Annotated in this window: 17 protein-coding genes; 12 read left to right on the top strand and 5 right to left on the bottom strand. The window is 45.4% G+C overall.

The window, feature by feature from the left end; genetic code table 11:
* The first annotated feature begins 101 nt into the window (after nt 1-101).
* From ACFOEE_RS13820 to ACFOEE_RS13805, 4 genes are all read left to right on the top strand, one after another.
* On the top strand, nt 102-950 hold the full coding sequence (locus tag ACFOEE_RS13820) for a hypothetical protein (RefSeq protein ID WP_377125278.1): 849 nt from the start codon (nt 102-104) through the stop codon (nt 948-950).
* A gap of 60 nt (nt 951-1,010) precedes the next feature.
* Nucleotides 1,011-2,027 (top strand): UDP-glucose 4-epimerase GalE, encoded by a 1,017-nt coding sequence (galE, locus tag ACFOEE_RS13815; RefSeq protein WP_377125275.1) that lies wholly within the window; start codon nt 1,011-1,013, stop codon nt 2,025-2,027.
* Between the two features lie 181 nt (nt 2,028-2,208).
* Nucleotides 2,209-3,714 (top strand): DEAD/DEAH box helicase, encoded by a 1,506-nt coding sequence (locus tag ACFOEE_RS13810; protein WP_377125272.1) that lies wholly within the window; start codon nt 2,209-2,211, stop codon nt 3,712-3,714.
* 239 nt (nt 3,715-3,953) lie between these two features.
* Entirely contained in the window at nt 3,954-4,538 is a 585-nt protein-coding gene (locus ACFOEE_RS13805; protein ID WP_377125269.1) for a hypothetical protein, read from the top strand.
* A 447-nt stretch (nt 4,539-4,985) separates the two neighbouring features.
* On the opposite strand, the gene ACFOEE_RS13800 is transcribed toward ACFOEE_RS13805, so the two are convergent.
* Nucleotides 4,986-5,693, bottom strand: a complete 708-nt coding sequence (locus ACFOEE_RS13800) for a hypothetical protein (RefSeq protein WP_377125266.1) — start codon at nt 5,691-5,693, stop codon at nt 4,986-4,988.
* 473 nt (nt 5,694-6,166) lie between these two features.
* On the opposite strand from ACFOEE_RS13800, the gene dusA reads away from it, so the two are divergent.
* The 6 genes from dusA to ACFOEE_RS13770 all read left to right on the top strand — a co-directional run bounded on the left by dusA (nt 6,167) and on the right by ACFOEE_RS13770 (nt 9,526).
* Complete coding sequence (dusA, locus tag ACFOEE_RS13795) at nt 6,167-7,171, top strand: tRNA dihydrouridine(20/20a) synthase DusA (protein ID WP_377125334.1); 1,005 nt, start codon at nt 6,167-6,169, stop codon at nt 7,169-7,171.
* Nucleotides 7,172-7,405: 234 nt separating this feature from the next.
* Nucleotides 7,406-8,074, top strand: a complete 669-nt coding sequence (locus ACFOEE_RS13790) for a PspA/IM30 family protein (protein WP_377125263.1) — start codon at nt 7,406-7,408, stop codon at nt 8,072-8,074.
* Nucleotides 8,075-8,103: 29 nt separating this feature from the next.
* Nucleotides 8,104-8,313: a PspC domain-containing protein gene (locus tag ACFOEE_RS13785; protein ID WP_377125260.1), complete on the top strand. Its 210-nt coding sequence runs from the start codon at nt 8,104-8,106 to the stop codon at nt 8,311-8,313.
* Between the two features lie 15 nt (nt 8,314-8,328).
* A complete protein-coding gene (locus ACFOEE_RS13780) occupies nt 8,329-8,655 on the top strand; it encodes a hypothetical protein (protein WP_377125257.1) in 327 nt (108 codons plus the stop codon).
* A 104-nt stretch (nt 8,656-8,759) separates the two neighbouring features.
* The gene (locus tag ACFOEE_RS13775) at nt 8,760-9,266 is read left to right on the top strand and encodes a copper chaperone PCu(A)C (protein WP_377125254.1); all 507 of its coding nucleotides are present in this window, start codon (nt 8,760-8,762) and stop codon (nt 9,264-9,266) included.
* A gap of 8 nt (nt 9,267-9,274) precedes the next feature.
* Entirely contained in the window at nt 9,275-9,526 is a 252-nt protein-coding gene (locus tag ACFOEE_RS13770; protein WP_377125251.1) for a DUF2333 family protein, read from the top strand.
* 546 nt (nt 9,527-10,072) lie between these two features.
* Here the strand turns inward: ACFOEE_RS13770 and ACFOEE_RS13765 are convergent.
* On the bottom strand, nt 10,073-10,909 hold the full coding sequence (locus tag ACFOEE_RS13765) for a hypothetical protein (RefSeq protein WP_377125248.1): 837 nt from the start codon (nt 10,907-10,909) through the stop codon (nt 10,073-10,075).
* Nucleotides 10,910-11,112: 203 nt separating this feature from the next.
* Here ACFOEE_RS13765 and ACFOEE_RS13760 point away from each other — a divergent pair, with 203 nt between their 5' ends.
* Complete coding sequence (locus tag ACFOEE_RS13760) at nt 11,113-11,853, top strand: recombinase family protein (protein ID WP_377125245.1); 741 nt, start codon at nt 11,113-11,115, stop codon at nt 11,851-11,853.
* Nucleotides 11,854-11,949: 96 nt separating this feature from the next.
* Here the strand turns inward: ACFOEE_RS13760 and ACFOEE_RS13755 are convergent, their stop codons facing one another.
* The 3 genes from ACFOEE_RS13755 to ACFOEE_RS13745 all read right to left on the bottom strand — a co-directional run bounded on the left by ACFOEE_RS13755 (nt 11,950) and on the right by ACFOEE_RS13745 (nt 15,917).
* Nucleotides 11,950-12,744, bottom strand: coding sequence for a tetratricopeptide repeat protein (locus ACFOEE_RS13755; RefSeq protein WP_377125242.1), 795 nt, complete (start codon nt 12,742-12,744; stop codon nt 11,950-11,952).
* A 10-nt stretch (nt 12,745-12,754) separates the two neighbouring features.
* A complete protein-coding gene (locus ACFOEE_RS13750; protein WP_377125239.1) occupies nt 12,755-13,594 on the bottom strand; it encodes a hypothetical protein in 840 nt (279 codons plus the stop codon).
* Between the two features lie 106 nt (nt 13,595-13,700).
* Nucleotides 13,701-15,917, bottom strand: a complete 2,217-nt coding sequence (locus ACFOEE_RS13745; RefSeq protein WP_377125331.1) for a collagenase — start codon at nt 15,915-15,917, stop codon at nt 13,701-13,703.
* A 623-nt stretch (nt 15,918-16,540) separates the two neighbouring features.
* On the opposite strand from ACFOEE_RS13745, the gene ACFOEE_RS13740 reads away from it, so the two are divergent.
* Nucleotides 16,541-20,476, top strand: a complete 3,936-nt coding sequence (locus ACFOEE_RS13740) for an ATP-binding protein (RefSeq protein ID WP_377125236.1) — start codon at nt 16,541-16,543, stop codon at nt 20,474-20,476.
* Nucleotides 20,477-20,490 lie beyond the last annotated feature (14 nt).

Genomic DNA, 20,490 nt, shown 5'->3' with positions numbered 1-20,490 from the left:
AATTTGCTAGAGCTGGTTGAATTACTGCCAACATAACGTAACTTTTGTGCTTTGTCGAACGAGTCGTTATGATGATAAAAAATCATAATGAGTTCAGGACAATGAAAAAATTTGCGGCGCTTAGTGCGTTACTGATGGCGGCTTTTGGGGTAAATGCCAGTCAAATCTTCGTAGCTAAACCTTCCGAGCTTGGCCTTAATGTATTTGCTATCACCAGTGCTGAGGGCTATCACAATCAGCCGTTAGTCACAGCGCAAGGGGTGTATTTTACCGGGGAAGTGCAGCAAGCGGAGAGTACGCAAATGGACCTGTTTTTTTATGACTTTGCTTCAGGGCGCAGTGAAAATCTCACGCAGTCGCCAGTTAGTGAATATTCGCCTACTTTATACCCTTATGACTCAGGTTTATCTGCGATTGTGGTGGAACCAGATGGCAAGCAGCGGTTGTGGTTTTATCCATTTGATAAAACGCAAAGTGCTAAACGTTTATATGAGCATCTTGAACCTGTGGGTTACCATGCTTGGGGTGCTAATAAGGACATGATCCTCTTTATGCTCGGTGAGCCGCACTATTTACTCCACGGCCCAGTCACTGGCTATCAACCGCAAAAGCGCGCCGAGCACATAGGTCGCAGCCTTGCTTACAATGCTGCTAGTCAAAGGTTTTCATTTACTTATCAGGATGAGCAGCAACAGCAATGGTTTGCCACTTTGGATGACGCTACCCGCACGGTAAACAAGCACTTTGTACTCGCCAATACGGTGCAAGACTACACTTGGCTAAATGCCAACGAAGTGGCTTACGCTATTGCTGGTCGCATTTATCGGCGCAACCTCAACGCGGTGCAAAAGGTGTCACAGTGGTACGACTTTAGCGCTTATTGCCAGCAAATTAGCCGCCTCAGCGTATCGGGTGAAACCCTAGCTTTTGTCTGTGAACAAGGTATATAAATCGCGCGTTTCGCGCTACAATCACGGGCAGTAAATTTGCATTGGCAGTAAGGGCGGTAAATGGCCATATTAGTAACTGGTGGAGCAGGTTATATCGGCTCTCACACGGTAGTGGAACTACTTCAACAAGGCAGCCAAGTGGTGATTGTTGATAATCTCAGTAATGCATCGCTTGGTGCGCTGCAACGTATCGAGACAATTACAGGGAAACAGCCGATTTTTTATCAAGGTGACATCTTAGATAAAAGCTTTTTAGATGGGGTTTTTGCCCAGCATCACATCGAGCAAGTGATCCACTTTGCTGGTTTAAAGGCGGTGGGTGAGTCAGTACAAAAACCCATTAGCTATTATCAAAATAATGTCCAAGGGACGTTAACTTTGCTTGATGCAATGCGTGATGCCGGCGTGTTTAAGCTGGTATTTAGCTCATCTGCCACAGTTTACGGCGACCCAGCTCAACTACCGATTCGTGAAGATTTCCCGGTGGGTGGCACCACTAACCCTTATGGCACGTCAAAGCTGATGGTAGAAATGGTGCTACAAGATGTCGCGAAATCAGACCCGCGTTGGGCATTTGCGATTCTACGCTATTTTAACCCCGTTGGTGCCCATGAAAGTGGTTTGATAGGTGAAGACCCAAATGGCATTCCAAATAATTTACTGCCGTATATCGCCCAAGTTGCAGTGGGTAAATTGGCGCAATTAGGGGTGTTTGGTGATGATTACGACACTCAAGACGGCACTGGCGTACGCGATTATATTCACGTCGTTGACCTTGCGATTGGTCACTTACAAGCACTGGCGAGAATTGCAACGCACAGCGGTGTACATATTTACAATTTGGGCACTGGCAACGGTTATTCGGTGCTGGAAATGGTCAAAGCCTTTGAGCGTGCGGCCAACAAAGCCATTCCATATGTTATTAAACCACGTCGTGCTGGTGATATTGCCGCTTGCTACGCAGCGCCAGAAAAAGCTGCGCTAGAACTCGGCTGGCAAGCCAAACGCGGTATCGACGAAATGATGGCAGATACTTGGCGTTGGCAAAGTCGTAACCCAAACGGTTACAACCAATAATTTCATTAGCCGCAATTCAGCAATTTTGCTGGCTTGCGGCTATTCTTTACAGTAGCGGTAGGTTGTACAACCCGCCGCTTTGTTTTGGCGTTAGCCACCACTTTTGTTGATATAGGCAATAATTGCCTAGTGAAGACAAATCCTATAGTCTTGTGCGCCGCGCAATTCAGAGTAAAACATCATGAGCTTTAGCCAACTTGGCTTATCACCAGAAATTAATCAGGCCGTTGTTGAGCAAGGCTACACCACGCCAACACCTATTCAAGAACAAGCTATCCCAGCCATTTTACAAGGCCGAGATATTATGGCCGCGGCTCAAACCGGTACGGGCAAAACCGCCGGCTTTACCTTGCCGATGTTAGAGCGTTTGAGCCAAGGCACGCGTGCGCGCAGTAATCATGTGCGCGCTTTGGTGCTTACACCAACTCGTGAGCTTGCTCATCAGGTTTGGCAAAGTGTTGAAAAATACAGCAAAAACTTACCTTTATCATGCCAAGTGGTGTACGGCGGGGTAAAAATTAATCCACAAATGATGGCGCTGCGTAAAGGTGCCGATGTGCTGGTGGCAACGCCAGGGCGTCTGCTCGACTTATATCAGCAAAATGCGGTGCAATTTAGAGAGCTAGAAATTCTAGTGTTGGATGAAGCTGACAGAATGTTGGATATGGGCTTCATTCACGACATTAAACGCATTCTCAAGCTATTACCAGCACGCAGACAAAATCTAATGTTCTCGGCGACTTTCTCGCCAGAAATTCGTGCGCTTGCTAAGGGTCTTATTCACGACCCAGTGGAAATCTCGGTGGCGCCTGCGAATAGTACCGCTAAGAGTGTGACGCAATGGATTTATCCAGTAGATAAAAGTAAGCGGGCGGCGCTACTAAAGCATTTGATCACCAGCCAAAATTGGCAACAAGTATTGGTGTTTACACGCACTAAGCATGGTGCCAATCGCCTTGTTCAAGACCTGGAAAAGCATAAGATCAACGCTGCGGCAATTCATGGTAATAAAAGCCAAAATGCGCGCATGAGTGCGTTAAGTGGGTTTAAAAGCGGTGAAGTGCGGGTGTTAATCGCCACGGATATCGTGGCGCGTGGTTTAGACATTCAAGAGTTACCTACTGTGGTGAATTTTGACTTGCCAAATGTTTATGAAGACTACGTGCATCGCATCGGTCGTACTGGTCGTGCGGGTGCAAGCGGTGAGGCGATTTCATTTGTGTGTGATGAAACCATCGCGGATTTATTCGGTATTGAGCGTTTAATTCAGCAAGTGTTGCCGCGTGAAATCGTGCCGGGTTTTGAGCCGCAGTTTAAGCTGCCAGAATCTAAGCTGGATAGCCGACCAATTAAACCGAAAAAACCGAAGAAGCCAAAACAGCCTAAGCCAGCAAGTGATGAAGGCAAGGGGACTGCAACGCCAACGACAACTAAAAAACCAGCTAATCGCAAACCTGCGAACCCAAATAGTAAACCTGCGGGGTCGAGCAATAAACCAGCCCCAGCAAGAAAGCCGAGTAATTCAGGCAATAAACCGGCTGCTTCGGGTAATAAGCCTGCGACCTCAGCCAACAAACCCGCGACGTCTGGTGGAAAGCCGGTAAATGCAGGTAATAAACCCAACGGCCAACGCCGCAGTGGGCCAAGACCACAACGCAGTAACAATAAGCCCGCCAATAAGGCTTAAGCCAACAATAAATAGCACGTAAAGTCGCAAATTTTACGTGCTATGCCACCTTTACCTAAGTCTTGTTATCAACGCAGCTTGTCTGTACTAAAACACAGTATTCCTTCGTGCAGGTTTTTATTCCCGTCACTTAAGTTAACTCTCACATTTTAAGTGCTTGAGATTTTTTGCATTGTGTACCAAAATGCGCAACGTATTATAATAAAAATATCAACATTGTGTTTAAGGAGTACACAAACATGTCTGCAAAACTGAGTCTACTGCTGTTGCTCGGCGCTGCTTTTTCAGCGAGTGCTTTGGAAATAACCACGGAGCATAAATCCAAAGCAGAATTAGCTACAGTCAAACTAATAGAGTCGTTACGACAGTCTCATGACCTAAAAAAATGGGAATTTACCGACAAGGTCCATATCGATGAAACCGTCATTCCACATAGCCACCCCCTGCTTAAGTTAAATACTCGGCACACTAGCCGCAAGGATACAGATAAACTACTGGCAACCTATCTGCACGAGCAAATTCATTGGCATTTGGACTACAACAAAAGCAAAACAGAGAGTGCCGTTAATGAGTTAAAGACATTCTTTAAAAATGTTCCAGTTGGCTACCCTGAAGGCGGCGACGATGAAAATTCAACCTATGAGCACTTGCTGGTGTGTTATCTTGAGTTACAAGCAATCGCTGAGCTATTAAGCAAGCAGCGCCATCACAAGGTGCTTGAGTATTGGAAAAACGATCATTACACATGGATTTATAAGCAAGTCGAAGTCCATCACGAGGTGATAGCCAAGGTGTTGCAAAAGCATCAGCTAGAAATCCGGTAAAAAGTGATTAGGCTGCATTTTAAAGTTGGCCTAAACCTCAAGCGGACCTCAGCTGAATTGATATTGCAGACGATAAATGCAGGATTGCAATTGACCTCAGCTGAGGTAATTTTGAGGATGTTTCATTCCAGACACTGCTGAAAATGTCATTTTTGCAGAGATCTGCTTGAGTAAAGTGGTTTTATGTATCTCCTAGGTTAAGGCCGTTTGACACTACTTGAATAATAAAAGTTAACGATGGTTAACCATTAGCATGGTATCACTTACCACTATCTGTTTTTAGTGCAATGATTGAATGCGATGTTGATAATGTGCATCAGCGTGCAAATTGCAAGATGTGACCCCGTTTGCTTAGATGTGACCCCGTTTGCTTTCTTGACCCCGTTTGCTTTCTTTGACCCCGTTTGCTTTCTTGACCCCGTTTGCTTTCTTTGTGACCCCTTTTGCTTACTCCAGAAACGCACTTCCTTTGATTTCATCATTTGCTTCATTGTAAGCATTAATAATATTATCTAAAGTACAGTTGTTTCGTACAAATTCCATATCCAAAGAAACGGCCTCAAAAAATATTTTATCGTTATCATCCTTATAAGATATTTGCAAAAATCGCTCTATAGTATAGAGATACTCTAGAGTTTTTTCTGTGTTCACATTTAGGATAGTTAAGCGATAGAACGAATCATAGAGGTCTTTGAGTAGTTTTACGGTCAAGTTATGTTGATCAAGATAATCATTTATTTCTTTTGTTTGCAGTTCAGCATACACAGGTTTTAATTCATCTTTATTTGCTTCATAGTTAGCTATACTAGTCAAAATACGATATCGTATTTTACAGGCCGCGTTTAAATGAATAAATTGGATCGAAATTTCAGATGCGGTTTTTATTGTTGATTCTATTTTCTTTGTTTCGATGGCTTGGTTTTTCCAATGGTAATAGGCCTTAAAAGCGAGTGCCAATGCAATAGTGCTACTTATACCACCAAAAATAGAGGTAATGTCTTTTAAAAATTCAAACATGGATTTTCCAAATATTAATGTGATCAAGGAAAGAGAAAAAATAAAGACACATAAAGTCAATAAAGTTCCCTCTAAGTACAAAAAAATATGGTGGTTATTGTCTTTTTTGATTGCTAATTCCTTTTCTGTGTTGAGCATCTATTCTTTACTCCTTCTCACGCAATTTATGCGGAAATAGCTATGTATAAACATGCCATAGTACATTCAAATTTCGGTGGCCTGTTAGCGCCACCTCTTCAATGGAATAGCCTTTCTAGACTATACGATACAGTCCGCTGCTTCATGGCTAAGATATTGATAACACAATTCTTCCACTTCCCTGCTTACCACGCAACGTTTTCGTTGTTTGCTCCAAAACGCTCAAGTGCTGAATATTTTTGATTCTCGGTGTAGAATAGACACCTTACCTTTATAAAATTGGGTGGCTCGATTCGGGCGCTTCTTTCTGTTTTGGGGCGAGAGTAAACGAATATGAGAGCTTGTTGTGATCCTAAGTGATTGATTAGCCTTTTCTCAAAATGGGTTAATTGCAGGGTGACAGAGATTGAACTGTGGGGTACTTCTGGGGTACTCAGAGCCGTGAAATGAACATCAAAGAATCAAGTGAATTAATGAATACGCCTTTAAAATCAACAGATTTAAGCTTCCGCCGCTTTTCCGTGGCACCCATGTTAGATTGGACAGACCGTCATTGCCGGACTTTTCACCGCAAGCTAAGCAAGCACGCGGTGCTGTATACTGAAATGGTAACGACAGGGGCGATTATCTTTGGTAAAGGTGACTACCTTGGTTTTGGCCAGCATGAAATGCCGGTGGCGTTACAACTTGGTGGCTCAGATCCAAAAGCTTTAGCGGAATGTGCCAAACGTGCCGCAGCGTTGGGCTACAGCGAAATTAACTTAAACGTCGGTTGCCCGTCAGACCGCGTGCAAAATGGCCGCTTTGGTGCTTGCTTAATGGCGGAGCCAAAGTTAGTGGCAGAGTGCGTGGCGGCGATGAAAGCCGAAGTCGCTATTCCGGTGACGGTCAAAACCCGTATCGGTATTGATGAGCAGGACTCCTACCAATTTTTAACTCAGTTGATTGAAGATTGTCACGATGTGGGCTGTGACGATGTCATTATCCATGCGCGTAAAGCTTGGTTAAAAGGCTTAAGCCCCAAAGAAAACCGTGAAATTCCACCGCTGGATTACCCGCGCGTGTATCAATTGAAAAAGGATTACCCGCAACTGCATGTCAGCATTAATGGTGGGGTGAAAACGCTAGAGGAAAGTTTACATCATTTGCAGCATGTTGATGGTGTGATGGTTGGCCGCGAGGCTTACAGTAACCCGTTTATGCTGAGCCAAGTAGATGAGCTTATTTACGGTGATGCGCCATTTGCGTTAACTAAGCACGAAGTGGTGCGCAGCATGTACGATTATATCGAAACGCAAATGAGCCAAGGTTCTAACTTTTGGCACATTGCCCGCCACATGTTAGGCATTTTTCAAAACCAGCAAGGGGCACGCCAGTTCCGCCGCCACTTGTCAGAAAATGGCCACAAGAAAACCGCGGATATTAGCGTAATGGAACAAGCGTTGGCGTTTGTGCCTGAGCATATTGAGCCGCGTTAAGCGCGGTAGCCCACCTTTTTAGATCTTCCCCAGCCAGTTTCTACACTGGCTGTTTTTTTGCCTAAAATTTAGTGTAAATCGCTAAATTATCATCGTGCTTTTTACGACTTGCAGACTGATTTTGTTTTAACTTGTTGATTTTAATTGTTTTATATTGTTGGCATAAAGCTTGGAATAACTTTACTACAAAGCAAAATCAATACAATCAACAGAGTTTAACAAGAGGATATGACCATGGCGCTAATCGACCGTATCGAGAATGTGATCAAAGCCGAGCTAAATGCATTGCTAGATAAAGCTGAAGATCCGCAAAAAATGGCTGCAAATCTATTACTGGAGCTAGAAGAATGTTTAAGCGAGTGCCGCGCAACGGCAGCGAGCTTAATTTGCGAAGAAAAAGCTCTGGTTCGCCAGGCGGCTGACGCCGAAAAGCAAATCCAGCAATGGCAAGAAAAAGCTGAGCTGGCAATTAGTAAAGACCGTGAAGATTTAGCGAAAGCGGCGCTGGTGGAGAAGCAAAAGCTGGCAACGGTTATCACCAGCAAAACTGAGGAGCGGACTAAGCTTACAGAAGCATTGGCTAAGCTTAATGAAGATGCCACGACTTTACAGGCTAAAATTCAAGCACTGCGAGTAAAGCAAACGCAATTTAAACGTCACGAAGCCAGTTTAGCGGTGCGTTTAAAAGCCAAACAGGTGTTACACAGTGAGCAAATGCAATCGTCGACACAAAAGTTTGAGCAGTTGATGTGCAAAGTGGAGCGCCTAGAAGCAGAAGTGGAAAGCTATGAGCTGGGCAATAACAGCACCGCAGATGCCTTTAAGAAAATGGCGCAAGATGAGCAGCTTGAGCAAGAATTACAAGCGCTAAAAGCCAAAGTACAAAATAACCACGCAGCTTAAGCGAACGCAGCGTAAATCAGGAGGCGATTATGGCCCAGTACTACCAACAGCAAAAAACCATGACCCGCAATCTTAGTGATAAGAAAATTGCTGGGGTGTGTAGCGGAATTGCAGAGCGCGTTAATTTGCCAGTGTGGCTGACACGTTTACTGACGGTATTAGTGTTCTTCAAGTTTCCGATTTTTATCATTGTCGCTTATGCACTGGCCGCGGTTTGTGTGCCAGCCAAAGGGCAGTAACAAGCAGGAGGGGTTATGAAAACCATTAGTGCGATTTTTATTATCTTTTTGCTCTTTTTGGTTTTGCCCTTGATGCAGTCTCCCATCGTGTGGTTTTCGGTGGGGGATTGGCTTTCAGACATCAGTTGGGTTGGCCTTGAGTTATTAGGTGTGGTCGCCGTCGTCGGGGTTGTGCTGGCATTGCTGGCGTTTATCAGTGTGGGCGTGATAGGCACGGTTTTATTAGCGATATTAGCGGCCATCTTATTTATGCTATTTAATTCGCTGGTAATCGCATTGCCGTTACTCTTGATATTAATTGTATATTGGCTGGTCAGTGACAGCAAAAGTGCCTCAACTTAAGGCGTATAAGTAAGCGTTACGGATACAATAAGTGACAAAAGCACAAAGAGATTTTGCCAAAACTGTGTTATTTTTAGCGCAGTCTCTTTATTCAAGGAAAGTCGATGTTAAAACGTATCGCTTGTGCTACTTGGTTATCCGTCTTTAGTCTGGCAAGTTATGCTCATCAAGGTCATGAGCATGAAGCGCATCAACATCATCATGAGCAAGCGCAAGTTGCTATGGTGCACGACGCCTACATCCGCGAATGGCTCCCCGCAGCGCCTTCAACGGCCGCCTATTTTAGTATTCATAACCAAGGTGAAACGCCGCTAAAACTGGTTAAGGCCAGTGTGGAAGGGGTTGGTCGGGTAGAGATCCATGAGCACCAACATGTCAATGGGATGATGAAAATGCAGCAGGTTGAGGATGTCACAATCGCTGCGGGCAAAACCGTGACATTCCAGCCAGGTGGTTACCACCTAATGTTATTTTCACCTTCTCAGCCTATTACTAAAGGCCAAGCGCTAAAATTAACACTATATTTTGCAGATGGTAATCGGATTTATACCGTGGCTCCTGTCACTAGTGTGATGGAGTCAGCGAGTAATGCTGAGCATCACCATCACTAGGAGGAAGCATGGCTCAACATCAAGGTAAAATCGCGGCCGCTGTTGCCGCATTCGCTTTGTTACTTTATGTACTTGCGGTTTATTGGAGTTCAGAACCGGAAAGTTTCAATGTGGTGGATGTAGCAAAAGAGCAAGCTGCCGCCAAAGGCGAGAAACTGGTAGTGGGTTATACCACCACCACCACGCTTATCAAAGTTACTGAAACCTTACTCGATAAGCCGGGTGGTTATTTGTCGAACGATGTGTATTTTTTTGCCTAAAAAGGCATTCTTTTAAAAATGCACTTAATAACAATTGGTTATCCTTATAACCTGCGGCAGAGGGGTTATACCAGCCCTCTAAACGCCTGAAGTATTACTTTCTGCGCAGCGGCGCTTCTAGGGTTGTCAGGTGCGCGACCGCCCCAAATTAGACGAATCAGTATGTGTAAACACATACCTCGAATCTCTTTACTTGATTGGCACCTGAGAATTGATTCGACAATCCATTTCTTATCTGTGCTCTGATGTCTTAACTGCAAAGTCCCACTCCTTCTTTAAGTAGCCTAGTCGCCTCATCTCATTTCGAAATTCATCCAGAAATTTAAGTCTGGACGGTGAGTGTTCGGTGTTTTTCTTTGTTGCGTTTGTCATTTGTTATACCTTCAATTTGCGTAACGAGGTTGTGATTAATGCGCGTAGAAATTGCTGGCGCTTCAGTTGTGCATCACCGCATGCCTCCTCTAGTTTCAAAGCTAATTCTTGTGATAAATTTAATGTGATTCTGGTTGTGAACTTTCTCATATAATTCCTTGATGTTTATAACTGTTATGCTGCTGCGGTTGGTGCGCCGTAATGGCGATTGTGCTGGCGCACCTTAGCATTGAAGTTGTGGAAAATATTCGACTCGTCAAATTGGCCTTTGTATAGCGGTTCGATGTTAGATAGGGCGTCATCGGATTCCTTGCATAAATACTCGAACAGGGATTCCGGCCTTTCATCGCACAATCGAATGTCGCAATGCTCGGCGTCCAAGTGATTGAGTGATTTCATTGCTTTCCCAAAAGCCATGCACAACTTCCAGTAATTATGCTTGCTGATATGTTCTCGCTCTGTGTTTTCAAGAAGTATGATGTGAATGTGAGGGTGCTGCCCTCCCTTGTGCTCAAAAAATACAAATCCATCTAGGAAAAATTTGCCGTTCCGTGATAATTGCTTCAGAAATAAATTCCACGTGCGCAAAGCCTTTCGAAAATCAATATTGCCATAGACATCCTTCTTGGCTGAAAGTGTTATTAAGGCAACCGGATTTTGCTTCATGATGCTATCAAGCCATGGTATCCGTCGCTTACTTTTCTCCTTTAGTGCTGTTAACTCCAAGAATGCGCAATAGTCACCTGACACCAACTCATGTATCTGTCTCTCCCTAAGCTGAAGTAACACCCTTAAATCGCGGAGGTGCACTCGAAGCTCCTCTTGATTTATCTCCTGACGGATTTCCTTGTGAAATAACAGGTCTGCATCTGGGTCAACCCTCTGAACCCTGTTAGTTCGTTTTTGACTCACCCGCGATTTTTTTCTGGCCTGCGTTCGAAACGCTGAGGTTGCCTTTAGTATGCTTGCACCCTCAGTGTTTGACTGTGTGATGCTGGATGTGTGATTCATTTAGTTTCCTTATGATTTGTCTTTTATATCTTTGTGATTGGTATGTTCTGGATATAGCTTCGCCATACCGTCCGGTAAATGGTCGGTTGAAAAAGCACAAGTTCGGGGAACTATATCCCTCTTAACTTGGTCGAGCGCCCCGGAGCTTTCGCCCTTTCGTTGATTATACTATTTATAGAATTTGCATCTTACTTTGAGAAAAAATGATGCAAATTCGCGAAGAGGCTTATCAGGTGTTCAATGTTTGCGTGATGAGCAGTCATGTCCGAAAGGTATACTTCTGGACGGGGTTGCATTTGGGCTTTATAGCAGTGTCCAAAATGTTGCTTTACAATTTCGGACACTGCTGTATCATTATATCTAGAGTATATGATACAACTGAGGTGATTATGAGCAATGGGCAGAGATTGGCATATATAAGGTGTTCAACGGTTGAGCAGAACACTGATAGGCAATTAATCGGCTTGGAGTTCGATGAGGTATTCATCGACAAATGCTCAGGCAGCAGTGCGGAGAGACCTGCTTTAAAGCAGTTGAAATCTCACTCCCGCAAAGGAGATTCTTTGTATTGTCACTCAATTGACAGATTGGCTCGAAATCTAGTGGATTTATTGCAGCTTATAAAATGGTTTACCAGCAAGGGGATTGATGTTCACTTTGTTAGTGAAGGGTTGTCGTTCACTGGTGAGGCTAATCCGTTTCAAGAGCTTCAACTTCAGATTTTAGGTAGCTGCGCCCAGTTCGAGCGGTCAATGATACTTGCCAGACAGAAAGAGGGTATTGCTGCAAGGAAAGCTAAAGGGCTTCCAGTTGGCCGAAAATCTGTAGTAGATGAAGTTATGAGGCAAGGAATAATACAAGCTGACAGAGATGGGGTGTCAAAATCCGAAATAGCAAAAACATTTGGAATCGGACGAGCTACCGTTTACAGAGTGTTACAATAGTCGAGAATTATATCAAAAATCACGCGCTATGTCAATGAGGTAGCATGCCAGCAGCGTCCTTTAGGGGGGCTGTTGGCATGTTTGTTGGCGCTATATTTAGTTGCAGTGGGTCTTTATTATTTGCTCATCCCCCATGGATTTCGCAGCCTCCAAGTTATCCTTTTTCCTATTTGCCATTCTGATTAAATCGTTCCGCTGTCCTTGGTACATATAAGCGCCGGGGACGCCTTGCGGTGAGTTTATATTGTCTACCGCCTGATTGTATTCAGGGGTGAGAATGTTATTTACCCATTCGGCTCTTATTGCTGGTGCCGCTCTGTCATGCCCTGCACGGTAAGCTCGGCAGAAGTAGGCTATGGCGGTGATAGGGTTTGCAGTTAGTCCTAGTCTTCCATCAGAAATCGCGTTTCCAAGGATAAATAGCGCGTTTGAATCCTCTTGGGCTGCGGATTTTTTGTACCAATCAAGCGCTTTCTTCTCATCTTGCGGGGTTCCGTACCCTCTGTCATAAGCATAACCTAGGTAAAACTGACCCGCAGCGAGTCCTTGCTCTGCTGATTTTTGGTACATTTCAAACGCAGTTGCTGGCTTTTTAAGATTTTGAGGTAAGTCATTACCCTTGTCATGCGCCCAGCCTACAACGGCTTGGCTGAAAGCGTCACCTTTGTTGGCGGCTTTAAGTCGCCATTCGAAGGATTTGGCTGGTTCTTTTTGGTCATACCATTCGATTAGTTTGAGCATTGACGCCAAATCGCCGTCAGTAGCTAGTTTTTCGAAAGCAGTAGCCGCTTCAGTGTATTGACCGTTTTCTTGTAATTTTACTGCGTCATCGAATGTTGGACCGCAGGCCGTTAGTAAAGTAAATGTCGCACCTAGTAAAAGTAATCGCATAAAGCCTCCATTAGAATTTGAAATTTTTGCCTTGCCATACCCAAGTTGATGGGATGCGACCTGAATAGTTAATTTCTTTCAATGCTTCGGATTGTGCCCTCCCGCTGGCATTATATTTGGGGTGGAAAATGTTCGAAAAGCTTGGTTTGCAGTCACTGCTGGCAAAAAGGGTGTAGTTAAACCCGTCACTTTGTGATTGTTTGATAATCAATCCCTCGCAGCTATTTGTGTTGGGAGATGTAAATGTGCCTCTGGAATATATGGAGATGTCTTGCAGAAGATTGTTAATGTATTCCGACTTTGTTTCATTGTTTCTGCATGCAGTTAGTCCAGCTTGTGCCAATGCCAGACCTTTAGGGTCAAGCGAGCTTTCCCCTCTGGAATATTGTGCGATGCTTTCATTGATGTTGGCTAGGGCCGCTTCTCGGCTTCCAAATAGGTTGATGAATTTTTCTGATTCTGCACAGATAGTGGCGTTCATCACTTTAAGGTTGGTTGCGTACAATTCAGTTAAAAGCACTTTTTGCAGGTAGCAAAACCCCTGTGATAACACATTGTCATCTTCCACTTCGAATAGCGGTTCACATGCAGTGTCCTGCTGCATAGGTTTTGTTTTTACGTCTGCATGATGGGATGGCGCGGGAGTGTTTGCTTGAATTTGTGTTGGCTTGGATGGTCTATCATCTTGAAAGAGCAGCATTAATGCGAGCGCCATCCATCCAAAGGATAAAACTCTGGCTTTTGTTGATACACCTTGACGCAAAGTAAACCAAGCGCATATATACGGGAATAGTAATATTCCAAGGATTTCTATAAGACCCAAACGTTTTGGGGTGATAGTTTCGCTCATTTGATTACCTCTGTTGTTATGTTTGTGATTGGCAGCTTGTTAATCTATAGAAGCGCCAGAGGTGCCCAGTCTGATCCGCCCGAGGCGGATCAGACTGGGTTATTGATTAAACGCGCTTGCGGCGAATAAGCGCTGCACACATCAATAAAAATGACGAGATGAAGCCAAATGAGCCACCCGATGAGCCGCCATCTGCGCTTGATGAGCCACCATTGTTACCGCCGTTAGTAACTTGATTTTTCACTGTTACCACAACAGTGTCGGTCGCAGTCAGGTCACCATCACTCACAGTCACTTGGAATGTCAGGGTGGTGTCGGCATCAACGCTTGGTGCGGTGAAGCTGATTTGTGCAGTATTGCCTGCTCCGAAGTTCACGGCAGTGCCGCCAGTCTGAGTCCATTGATAAGTGATAGTGTCACCATCAACATCGTTACCAGAAGCTTGCAGCGTTACGCTGGTGCCTTCATCGGCCTGAACATCGCTACCAGCAGAAACAGTTGGCGCATTGTTCGGAGCCTGTACGATTTCAGTTGCCACCGGAACTTCAACATAGTAGGCAGCTTCGCCATCAACCAGTTTACCGTGAGTCGCTACCATACCTTTCCACACGTTCATGCTGTCGGTATTTGCGGCCACAATTGCGTCATCCAGTTTCACACTCAGTTCAGTCGCATCAGTTGCAGGGATTACACCCACACAACCCACACGTTTGTTCAGGGTGTTGAACACCACATCACATTTCGCATCTGACAGGCCAGTCAGGGCCACCAGAGTTGCTTCCACGTCTTGGGCATTGTCTGTGCTCAGTGCACCATCAGCAATCCAGTTGGTGTGCTTTTGGTCGCTCAGTGAATCAGTTGAACCTTGTTGGGTTGCAACATACTCGCTGAAATTCGCTTGCAGGGCACCGTCGGTACGGATGTCTTCGATGACTGCCATGTAAGCGTCGTTATCATTTGCTTGGATGGCGGCGAACATCTTGTTCAGAGTTTCGCGGTCATTGTCCAGCAGGTAATTGATAAACAGTGCGCTGCTGTAGTAGAAGGCGAAACCATCTTGGTATTTCGCTGACGTGAACTTGTCGATAGACTGTTCACCATACGCACCTAATTCTTCTACCATTGCACGACGAACCTTGACACCATCTTTCTGGGTAGAGCCAGCCAGAGCTTCGGCCACACCTTCAATCCACCATGTCAGTTGTTCATTCGTGAACAGCGCACCATTATCACCGAAGATACCCGGTACTGTGTAACGACCTTGCAGGTAGTGTACGTATTCGTGACGGAACAATTCTTCCAGAGTGAATACGCTTTGTTGCTCAGTACGTTGGTAACTGTAGAACACACCGTCCTGCTCCATGTACATGCCACCGTTGTCCGCACTCAGGCCAAACAGGAATGGTTGGGCGTGAGCATATTGCGTTGGGGTGCCGTAGATGTAAGCGGTCAGCACGTCGTTTTTATCGTCAGCCAGAGCGTCCATGTTTTGCGCAACACGTTTGTATTGAGCTTCAACAATCTTGGCACCATGGTACAGTGGCTGAATGTCTTCAATCGGCAGTGATGTCTTCACCACGAACTTACCATCATCAAATGTGTAAGTGTTCGGGAACATCGCTGTTTTCATATCAGCGGTCACGTCAGCACGGCATACTTTTGCAGTGAACTGGTCGCAGATTTCGCGGAAGTTCGCCCAGCCAATTGCCACCAGCCACGCATCTGACATGTAACTGTCTTTCGCCAGTACACCATCAAACATCTTCACACCAGACGCATACAGCGATTCGAAGCGGAAGAAGTCTTGCATACCCACCAGCGCTTGGGTTTTCGGGTTGAAGTAGCCGTCCGGGTCGGTCACTTCGGCGAAGTACACCTTAGCCAGAATGGCACCCCATTTATCGGCATTCGCACCCAGACGAGTATCAAAGTCGTCTTTGGCATAGCGGGTCGCCGCATACGTTGCCGATTTCAGGTACATACCAGCGGTCGATTCAACCGTTGGGCGTAAATTCGCCGGGGCAGTACCTGCATACGGATAACCAGAGAAAAACTTTTCCTGAACGTCCAGTGTTTCGTGGAAGATGGTCAGGTTGTTCACAAACGTCGCAGTGGCATTCTGGGCCGAGATATTCGCAACACGGGTCATGTCCGTGAAGTATTGGTTGCCAGCGTAGGCTTTTACCAGTTCAGCGGCTTTCGCTTTCACGTCGGCGTCGAGGTACGATTCAGATTCGTTCACCCAGCCGTAGTCAACACCGTATACGTGTGCAACATATGGCGCGGCACGAAGGAATTCCATCACCGAAGTGAAGCCGTACATATCCACGTCAGCACCAGACCATGTTTCAGCCGGGACCCACTCTTTGACTTGGGCAATCGCTGCATCCAGTAGGGCCAGTGCATTGTCTTTGGTGTAGATGGCGGTCAGTACACTCGTATCAACAGCCTTGGCACCGTATCCGAACAGGGCTTGGGCGTCGTCCGAACCAGAGAAGCACATACCTGATGTCTTCATGATGCGGTCGGTCAGTTCAGTAGTTGACAGGCTAGTCAGTTCACTCGGGTGACACGTCTGATACAGGCCGTTGGCAACGGTAGTTGCTGTGACCGATTGAGTTTTAGCGGCCTTGATAACACGCACACTTTTATTGGTGGTGTTAGCACCAATTGCAGAAGCCTTTATGGTGGGTAGTGAATCAGTTGAATGATTGTAGTGGGTGCTTGCGGTTGCTGCAAAGCTTCCGCTTAGAATTAGCGCCAACCCCAAGGATGTTTTTTTTGCTTTTTTCATTAAACAACTCCTGTATTTTCCTTGTGTTAACGCTATCTAATGAATAGTGAGAGGAGTTAGCAAATATCGGACTTTATCTTTTAAAAATCGGACATCTTTATGTTTTTCATCGTGTTAGATGATGTTTTTGGTTGGTGGCATGGTATATTTCAGTGTCAGAATTTGCAGGATTTAAATCATTGAATCAAAGAGTTTTAGCTGTATTACGGATGGTTTTGGTGATTGGGGTGTCGCTTTTGCAGTTACCTGTCAGCGCAAATCCGCAGCAGTCAGGGTTGCTTAATCTGGACTTTGTGAATTTCACCAAAGAGCAAGGGCTTACCTCGGTTGGTGTGATGTCTATTGCTGAGGATTTCAAGGGGTTTGTCTGGCTGGCAACCAGTAGTGGGGTGGCGAGATATGATGGGGTCAGTTTTCAGTATTACTCGCAAGCAGATGGGCTGAAAGGGCTTGTTGGTAGGGCTATAGCAAAAGATGCTAAGGGTGGAATGTGGGCTGGCACTGATGCAGGGTTGAGCGTGTTGCGACCTCAGCGGGAGCGATTCTTATCGATAAGTGGTGATATAGGTCAGGTTCGTGCACTGCTTCCTGCGGGAGATTGGTTATACGTCGGCACCACCAAAGGGTTGTATCGAAAGAGTATTGATGATGATTTGCCGCCTGAGCTTTTAACCTCGGAGGTGCGGGTGAAGGCATTGGCAATGATTAATGGGGCGCTATGGATTGGGTCAGGTCAAGGGTTGTATTTTTACAGGCAGGGAAAGCTAAGCAAATTTGATATTTCCCGTGCGCTAAATTCTGAACTGGCGGTGCTGACAATTTGCCAGTTAGAGTCAGGTGAGGTGTGGGTTGGCACGCTTGGTGATGGTGTTGTCGTTTTGACGCCTGAGGGTAAGTTGATGCGTCAAATGCTGCATGGCGGGGCGGGTTCAATTACTGAAGATAGGGTTTTTTCGATTGCTCAAGATGTAAAGGGGCGAGTCTGGCTGGGGTTTGACACCAAGGGGATTCAACTGTTTTCGCCTGATGGCGAGTTGTTGGTGACTGAGTCATCCAATGGGAGTTATCCGCTCAATGATAGCGCCATTGAGGTGGTTTATGCGTCTTCCGCTGGGGATGTTTGGATTGGTACTACTGGTGGCGGGATGAGTTTGCATAAGCTCGAAAAGGAGCAATTTCTGAACATTGCTCCTTCAAATCAATATCAATCCGGTGTAAATGGTAAGGATGTGCGAGCGCTTTTTTATGACCGCGCCGGGCGTTTATGGGTGGGGGCGCAGGGTGGAGGTGTTTCCATACTCAGTCCTGATGGTTCATTTCAGTATATCCGCGATGGGTTGGCTGGTCGCCACCCAAGGCAATTTGCATATGCTAATGAAAAACTCTGGGTGTTTGATGAAGTCGGTATAACCAAGATTGACCCGGAGAAGTTAAGGGTCGAAAAGGTTTTCACACCTAAAAACTCGGCACTTGCAGGTGGGATGATTGATGCCGTGGCGGAGGTTGGTGGTGATGTTTTTGTGCTGGGTCACTGGCAGTATGGTGTGACGCTGTTTAACTTCATAGATGAAACCTTCGTTAATTTAAATGACAGCAATAGTTCATTGCCCTCCAATGATGTTTCCGGAGTGGTTAGCGTGGATGGTGGTGCTTGGCTCATTACGAAAGCAGGGCTTTCTAAATTCTTAATTCCGCAGATGGAATTTAAGACCTTTCCTATCGGTGATGGGGCGGGGGTAGTCTATGCAAATGATTTAGTGGTTGATGGTGGCAAGTTGCTGTTAGCTACCACGTCAGGGTTGCGGAGCTTCGATGTGCAGTCTGAGCGGTATGAGAGCGCTCCTTGGTTATCTGGGTTGCAGGATGCAAGCTTGAGCGCCATCCAGATGGATAAGCGCGGCCAGCTTTGGGTTTCTTCCGATAATGGCGTGTTTAAGGTTTCAAAGGGTGGGTTGGGGATAGATTGGTTCGGTCGTCGGGATGGTTTGGCGGTTGAAGGGTTTTACCCTGCGGCTAAGAGTGTCAATGAAGATGGGGCTATAGCCTTTGCTGGTATGGGCGGGGTTTCAATTTTCAACCCGAATGATGTTGCCTTGATTCCGCAAAAAATAGCCATTTCCTATGTGTCGTCAATTGCTCAATCCGGTGAGCAGATAAAAACTTATAATGCTGATGGCGGGGTATATAAATTCGATAAGCCACTAAGCACACTTCAGCTTGGTATTGCACTTTTAGATTATGCTGATTCTGCTGTTTCAGTGTTTGTTCAAAATGATGCAACTGGGCAGATATTTGAAGGGCAAGGGGTTGTGGTAAACCTTCCTATTGAATTTGACAGCGTATCTTACACCGTTGTTGCCTCTGCGGCTGATGGTCGGCGGTCGTCAACCAGCTTCACTATAGATATTCCTGCGCCTTGGTATAGGACCAGTGTTGCGTTGGCGTCATACGCTTTGGCGTTTTTGCTGGTGTTTTACTTGCTCCTCAAGCTTCGACTTCACCAAGAGAAGGAGAAGGCTAGACAACTCGAAATTATCATCAGTGAGCGGACGGATGAGTTGCAAGTGAAAAATGCCGAAATCTCTCATCAGGCGCGTCTATTGGCTGATTCCTCTGAGCAGCAGCGCAGGTTGTACGAATCGGTGTCTCATGAGCTTAGGACCCCGCTTACTTTGATATTGGGACCGATAAATCAACTCAAGCAAATTGATTCATCAGATGAGGTTAAGTTAAAAGTTGATATGGTTGAGCGAAATGCGCAAAGGCTCAACAGGTTGGTGAACCAGCTTTTGGATATTTCAAGATTGACTAATCGCCCCCAGGATTTTGCGAGGCGTATAGAGTTTAATTTGTCATTGATTTTGGAGCAGCAAGTGCTGTCATTTATGCATCTTGCTGAAGATAACAAAATTGAACTTAGTTTTGATATTGAGCCGGATTTGTGCGTAAAGGCTGTTATGGATGATTTGCAGATGTTATTGGGAAATCTCCTGTCCAATGCGCTCAAGTATACGCCGTCGGGAGGAAAAATCGCTATCAGCATGTTTGCAGATAGAGATAATGCAATTATCAAGATTCGCGACTCCGGTATAGGGATTCCTGAAGATGAAATTCAACATATTTTTGAGCGTTTCTATCGAGTCAACGATGAGCGTTCAGTAAATGTTATTGGTTCGGGTGTTGGTCTTTCAATTGTTAAGCAAATCGTAGATGATTTAGGTGGTGACGTGTCTGTGCAAAGCGAGGTCAATGTCGGGACCGAGTTTGCTTTAACTCTACCGCTCAATAAGATTTCTCATTCAGTCAGTACCAGCAGTGGCGCACTGCATGTTGAAGAAGGTGCTGATATTCCGGTTATTTTACTTGTAGATGATAATCAGGATATTCGAAGTTATCTTGAATCGCTATTTGCTGGTTCGTGCAACATCATTCAAGCTGAGAATGGAGAAGATGGTTTTTCCCTTGCGGTGAGTGAAATGCCTGATTTAATCATCAGTGATGTCATGATGCCAGTAATGGATGGGATGGAGTTGCTAAGGCATATTAAGTCTCATGATTCTACGGACCACATCCCGGTAATTATGCTTACTGCAAAAGGCTCGCATGAAAGCAAGATTCGAGGTTTAGAATTAAGAGCGGATGATTATGTTAGTAAGCCATTTGATGCACGGGAGTTGGAGCTAAAGGTAGCGAATATTCTTGAATCCAGAAAGGTCTATAGAGAAAAGGTTTTATCTGGTTACGCGCACCCCAATCTAACCAGTATTGAACAACCCAAGAGCGCCTTTGTTGAGAAGCTTGAGCGAGTGCTCGAAGCGAATTATATCGACCCTGATTTCTCGGTTGCTGAATTAGCAAAAGAAGTGGCTTTGGGGGAACGTCAATTATTGAGGAAGGTGAAAGCTGAGACGGGTATGGGGCCGAAGGAATTCATTCGGTCATATAGGCTGAATATTGCAGCAAGCTTGCTTGCAAGCGGGGTGTCGCCTTCAGATGTGTCAGATAAAGTCGGGTTTTCTTCGTTATCTTATTTTAGTACCAGCTTTAAAAGTCACTTCGGCTGTTCACCGTCTCAGTATGAAGTTTAAAGCCGAAAGCCCCG

The organism is Pseudoalteromonas fenneropenaei, from assembly GCF_042643375.1.
GTDB lineage: Bacteria > Pseudomonadota > Gammaproteobacteria > Enterobacterales > Alteromonadaceae > Pseudoalteromonas > Pseudoalteromonas fenneropenaei.
Note: the sequence above shows the minus strand (reverse complement) of the source record. Positions and strands in the feature narration are given on the sequence as shown.

Excerpts from the sequence above, each read along its gene's own strand:
- ACFOEE_RS13820 (WP_377125278.1), top strand. The coding sequence starts at position 102 with ATGAAAAAATTTGCGGCGCTTAGTGCGTTACTGATGGCGGCTTTTGGG.
- ACFOEE_RS13765 (WP_377125248.1), bottom strand. The coding sequence starts at position 10,909 with ATGAATCACACATCCAGCATCACACAGTCAAACACTGAGGGTGCAAGC.
- ACFOEE_RS13750 (WP_377125239.1), bottom strand. The coding sequence starts at position 13,594 with ATGAGCGAAACTATCACCCCAAAACGTTTGGGTCTTATAGAAATCCTT.
- ACFOEE_RS13755 (WP_377125242.1), bottom strand. The coding sequence starts at position 12,744 with ATGCGATTACTTTTACTAGGTGCGACATTTACTTTACTAACGGCCTGC.
- ACFOEE_RS13805 (WP_377125269.1), top strand. The coding sequence starts at position 3,954 with ATGTCTGCAAAACTGAGTCTACTGCTGTTGCTCGGCGCTGCTTTTTCA.
- ACFOEE_RS13760 (WP_377125245.1), top strand. The coding sequence starts at position 11,113 with ATGATGCAAATTCGCGAAGAGGCTTATCAGGTGTTCAATGTTTGCGTG.
- dusA (WP_377125334.1), top strand. The coding sequence starts at position 6,167 with ATGAATACGCCTTTAAAATCAACAGATTTAAGCTTCCGCCGCTTTTCC.
- ACFOEE_RS13745 (WP_377125331.1), bottom strand. The coding sequence starts at position 15,917 with ATGTACGGCTTCACTTCGGTGATGGAATTCCTTCGTGCCGCGCCATAT.
- ACFOEE_RS13775 (WP_377125254.1), top strand. The coding sequence starts at position 8,760 with ATGTTAAAACGTATCGCTTGTGCTACTTGGTTATCCGTCTTTAGTCTG.
- galE (WP_377125275.1), top strand. The coding sequence starts at position 1,011 with ATGGCCATATTAGTAACTGGTGGAGCAGGTTATATCGGCTCTCACACG.
- ACFOEE_RS13790 (WP_377125263.1), top strand. The coding sequence starts at position 7,406 with ATGGCGCTAATCGACCGTATCGAGAATGTGATCAAAGCCGAGCTAAAT.
- ACFOEE_RS13770 (WP_377125251.1), top strand. The coding sequence starts at position 9,275 with ATGGCTCAACATCAAGGTAAAATCGCGGCCGCTGTTGCCGCATTCGCT.
- ACFOEE_RS13810 (WP_377125272.1), top strand. The coding sequence starts at position 2,209 with ATGAGCTTTAGCCAACTTGGCTTATCACCAGAAATTAATCAGGCCGTT.
- ACFOEE_RS13780 (WP_377125257.1), top strand. The coding sequence starts at position 8,329 with ATGAAAACCATTAGTGCGATTTTTATTATCTTTTTGCTCTTTTTGGTT.
- ACFOEE_RS13800 (WP_377125266.1), bottom strand. The coding sequence starts at position 5,693 with ATGCTCAACACAGAAAAGGAATTAGCAATCAAAAAAGACAATAACCAC.
- ACFOEE_RS13785 (WP_377125260.1), top strand. The coding sequence starts at position 8,104 with ATGGCCCAGTACTACCAACAGCAAAAAACCATGACCCGCAATCTTAGT.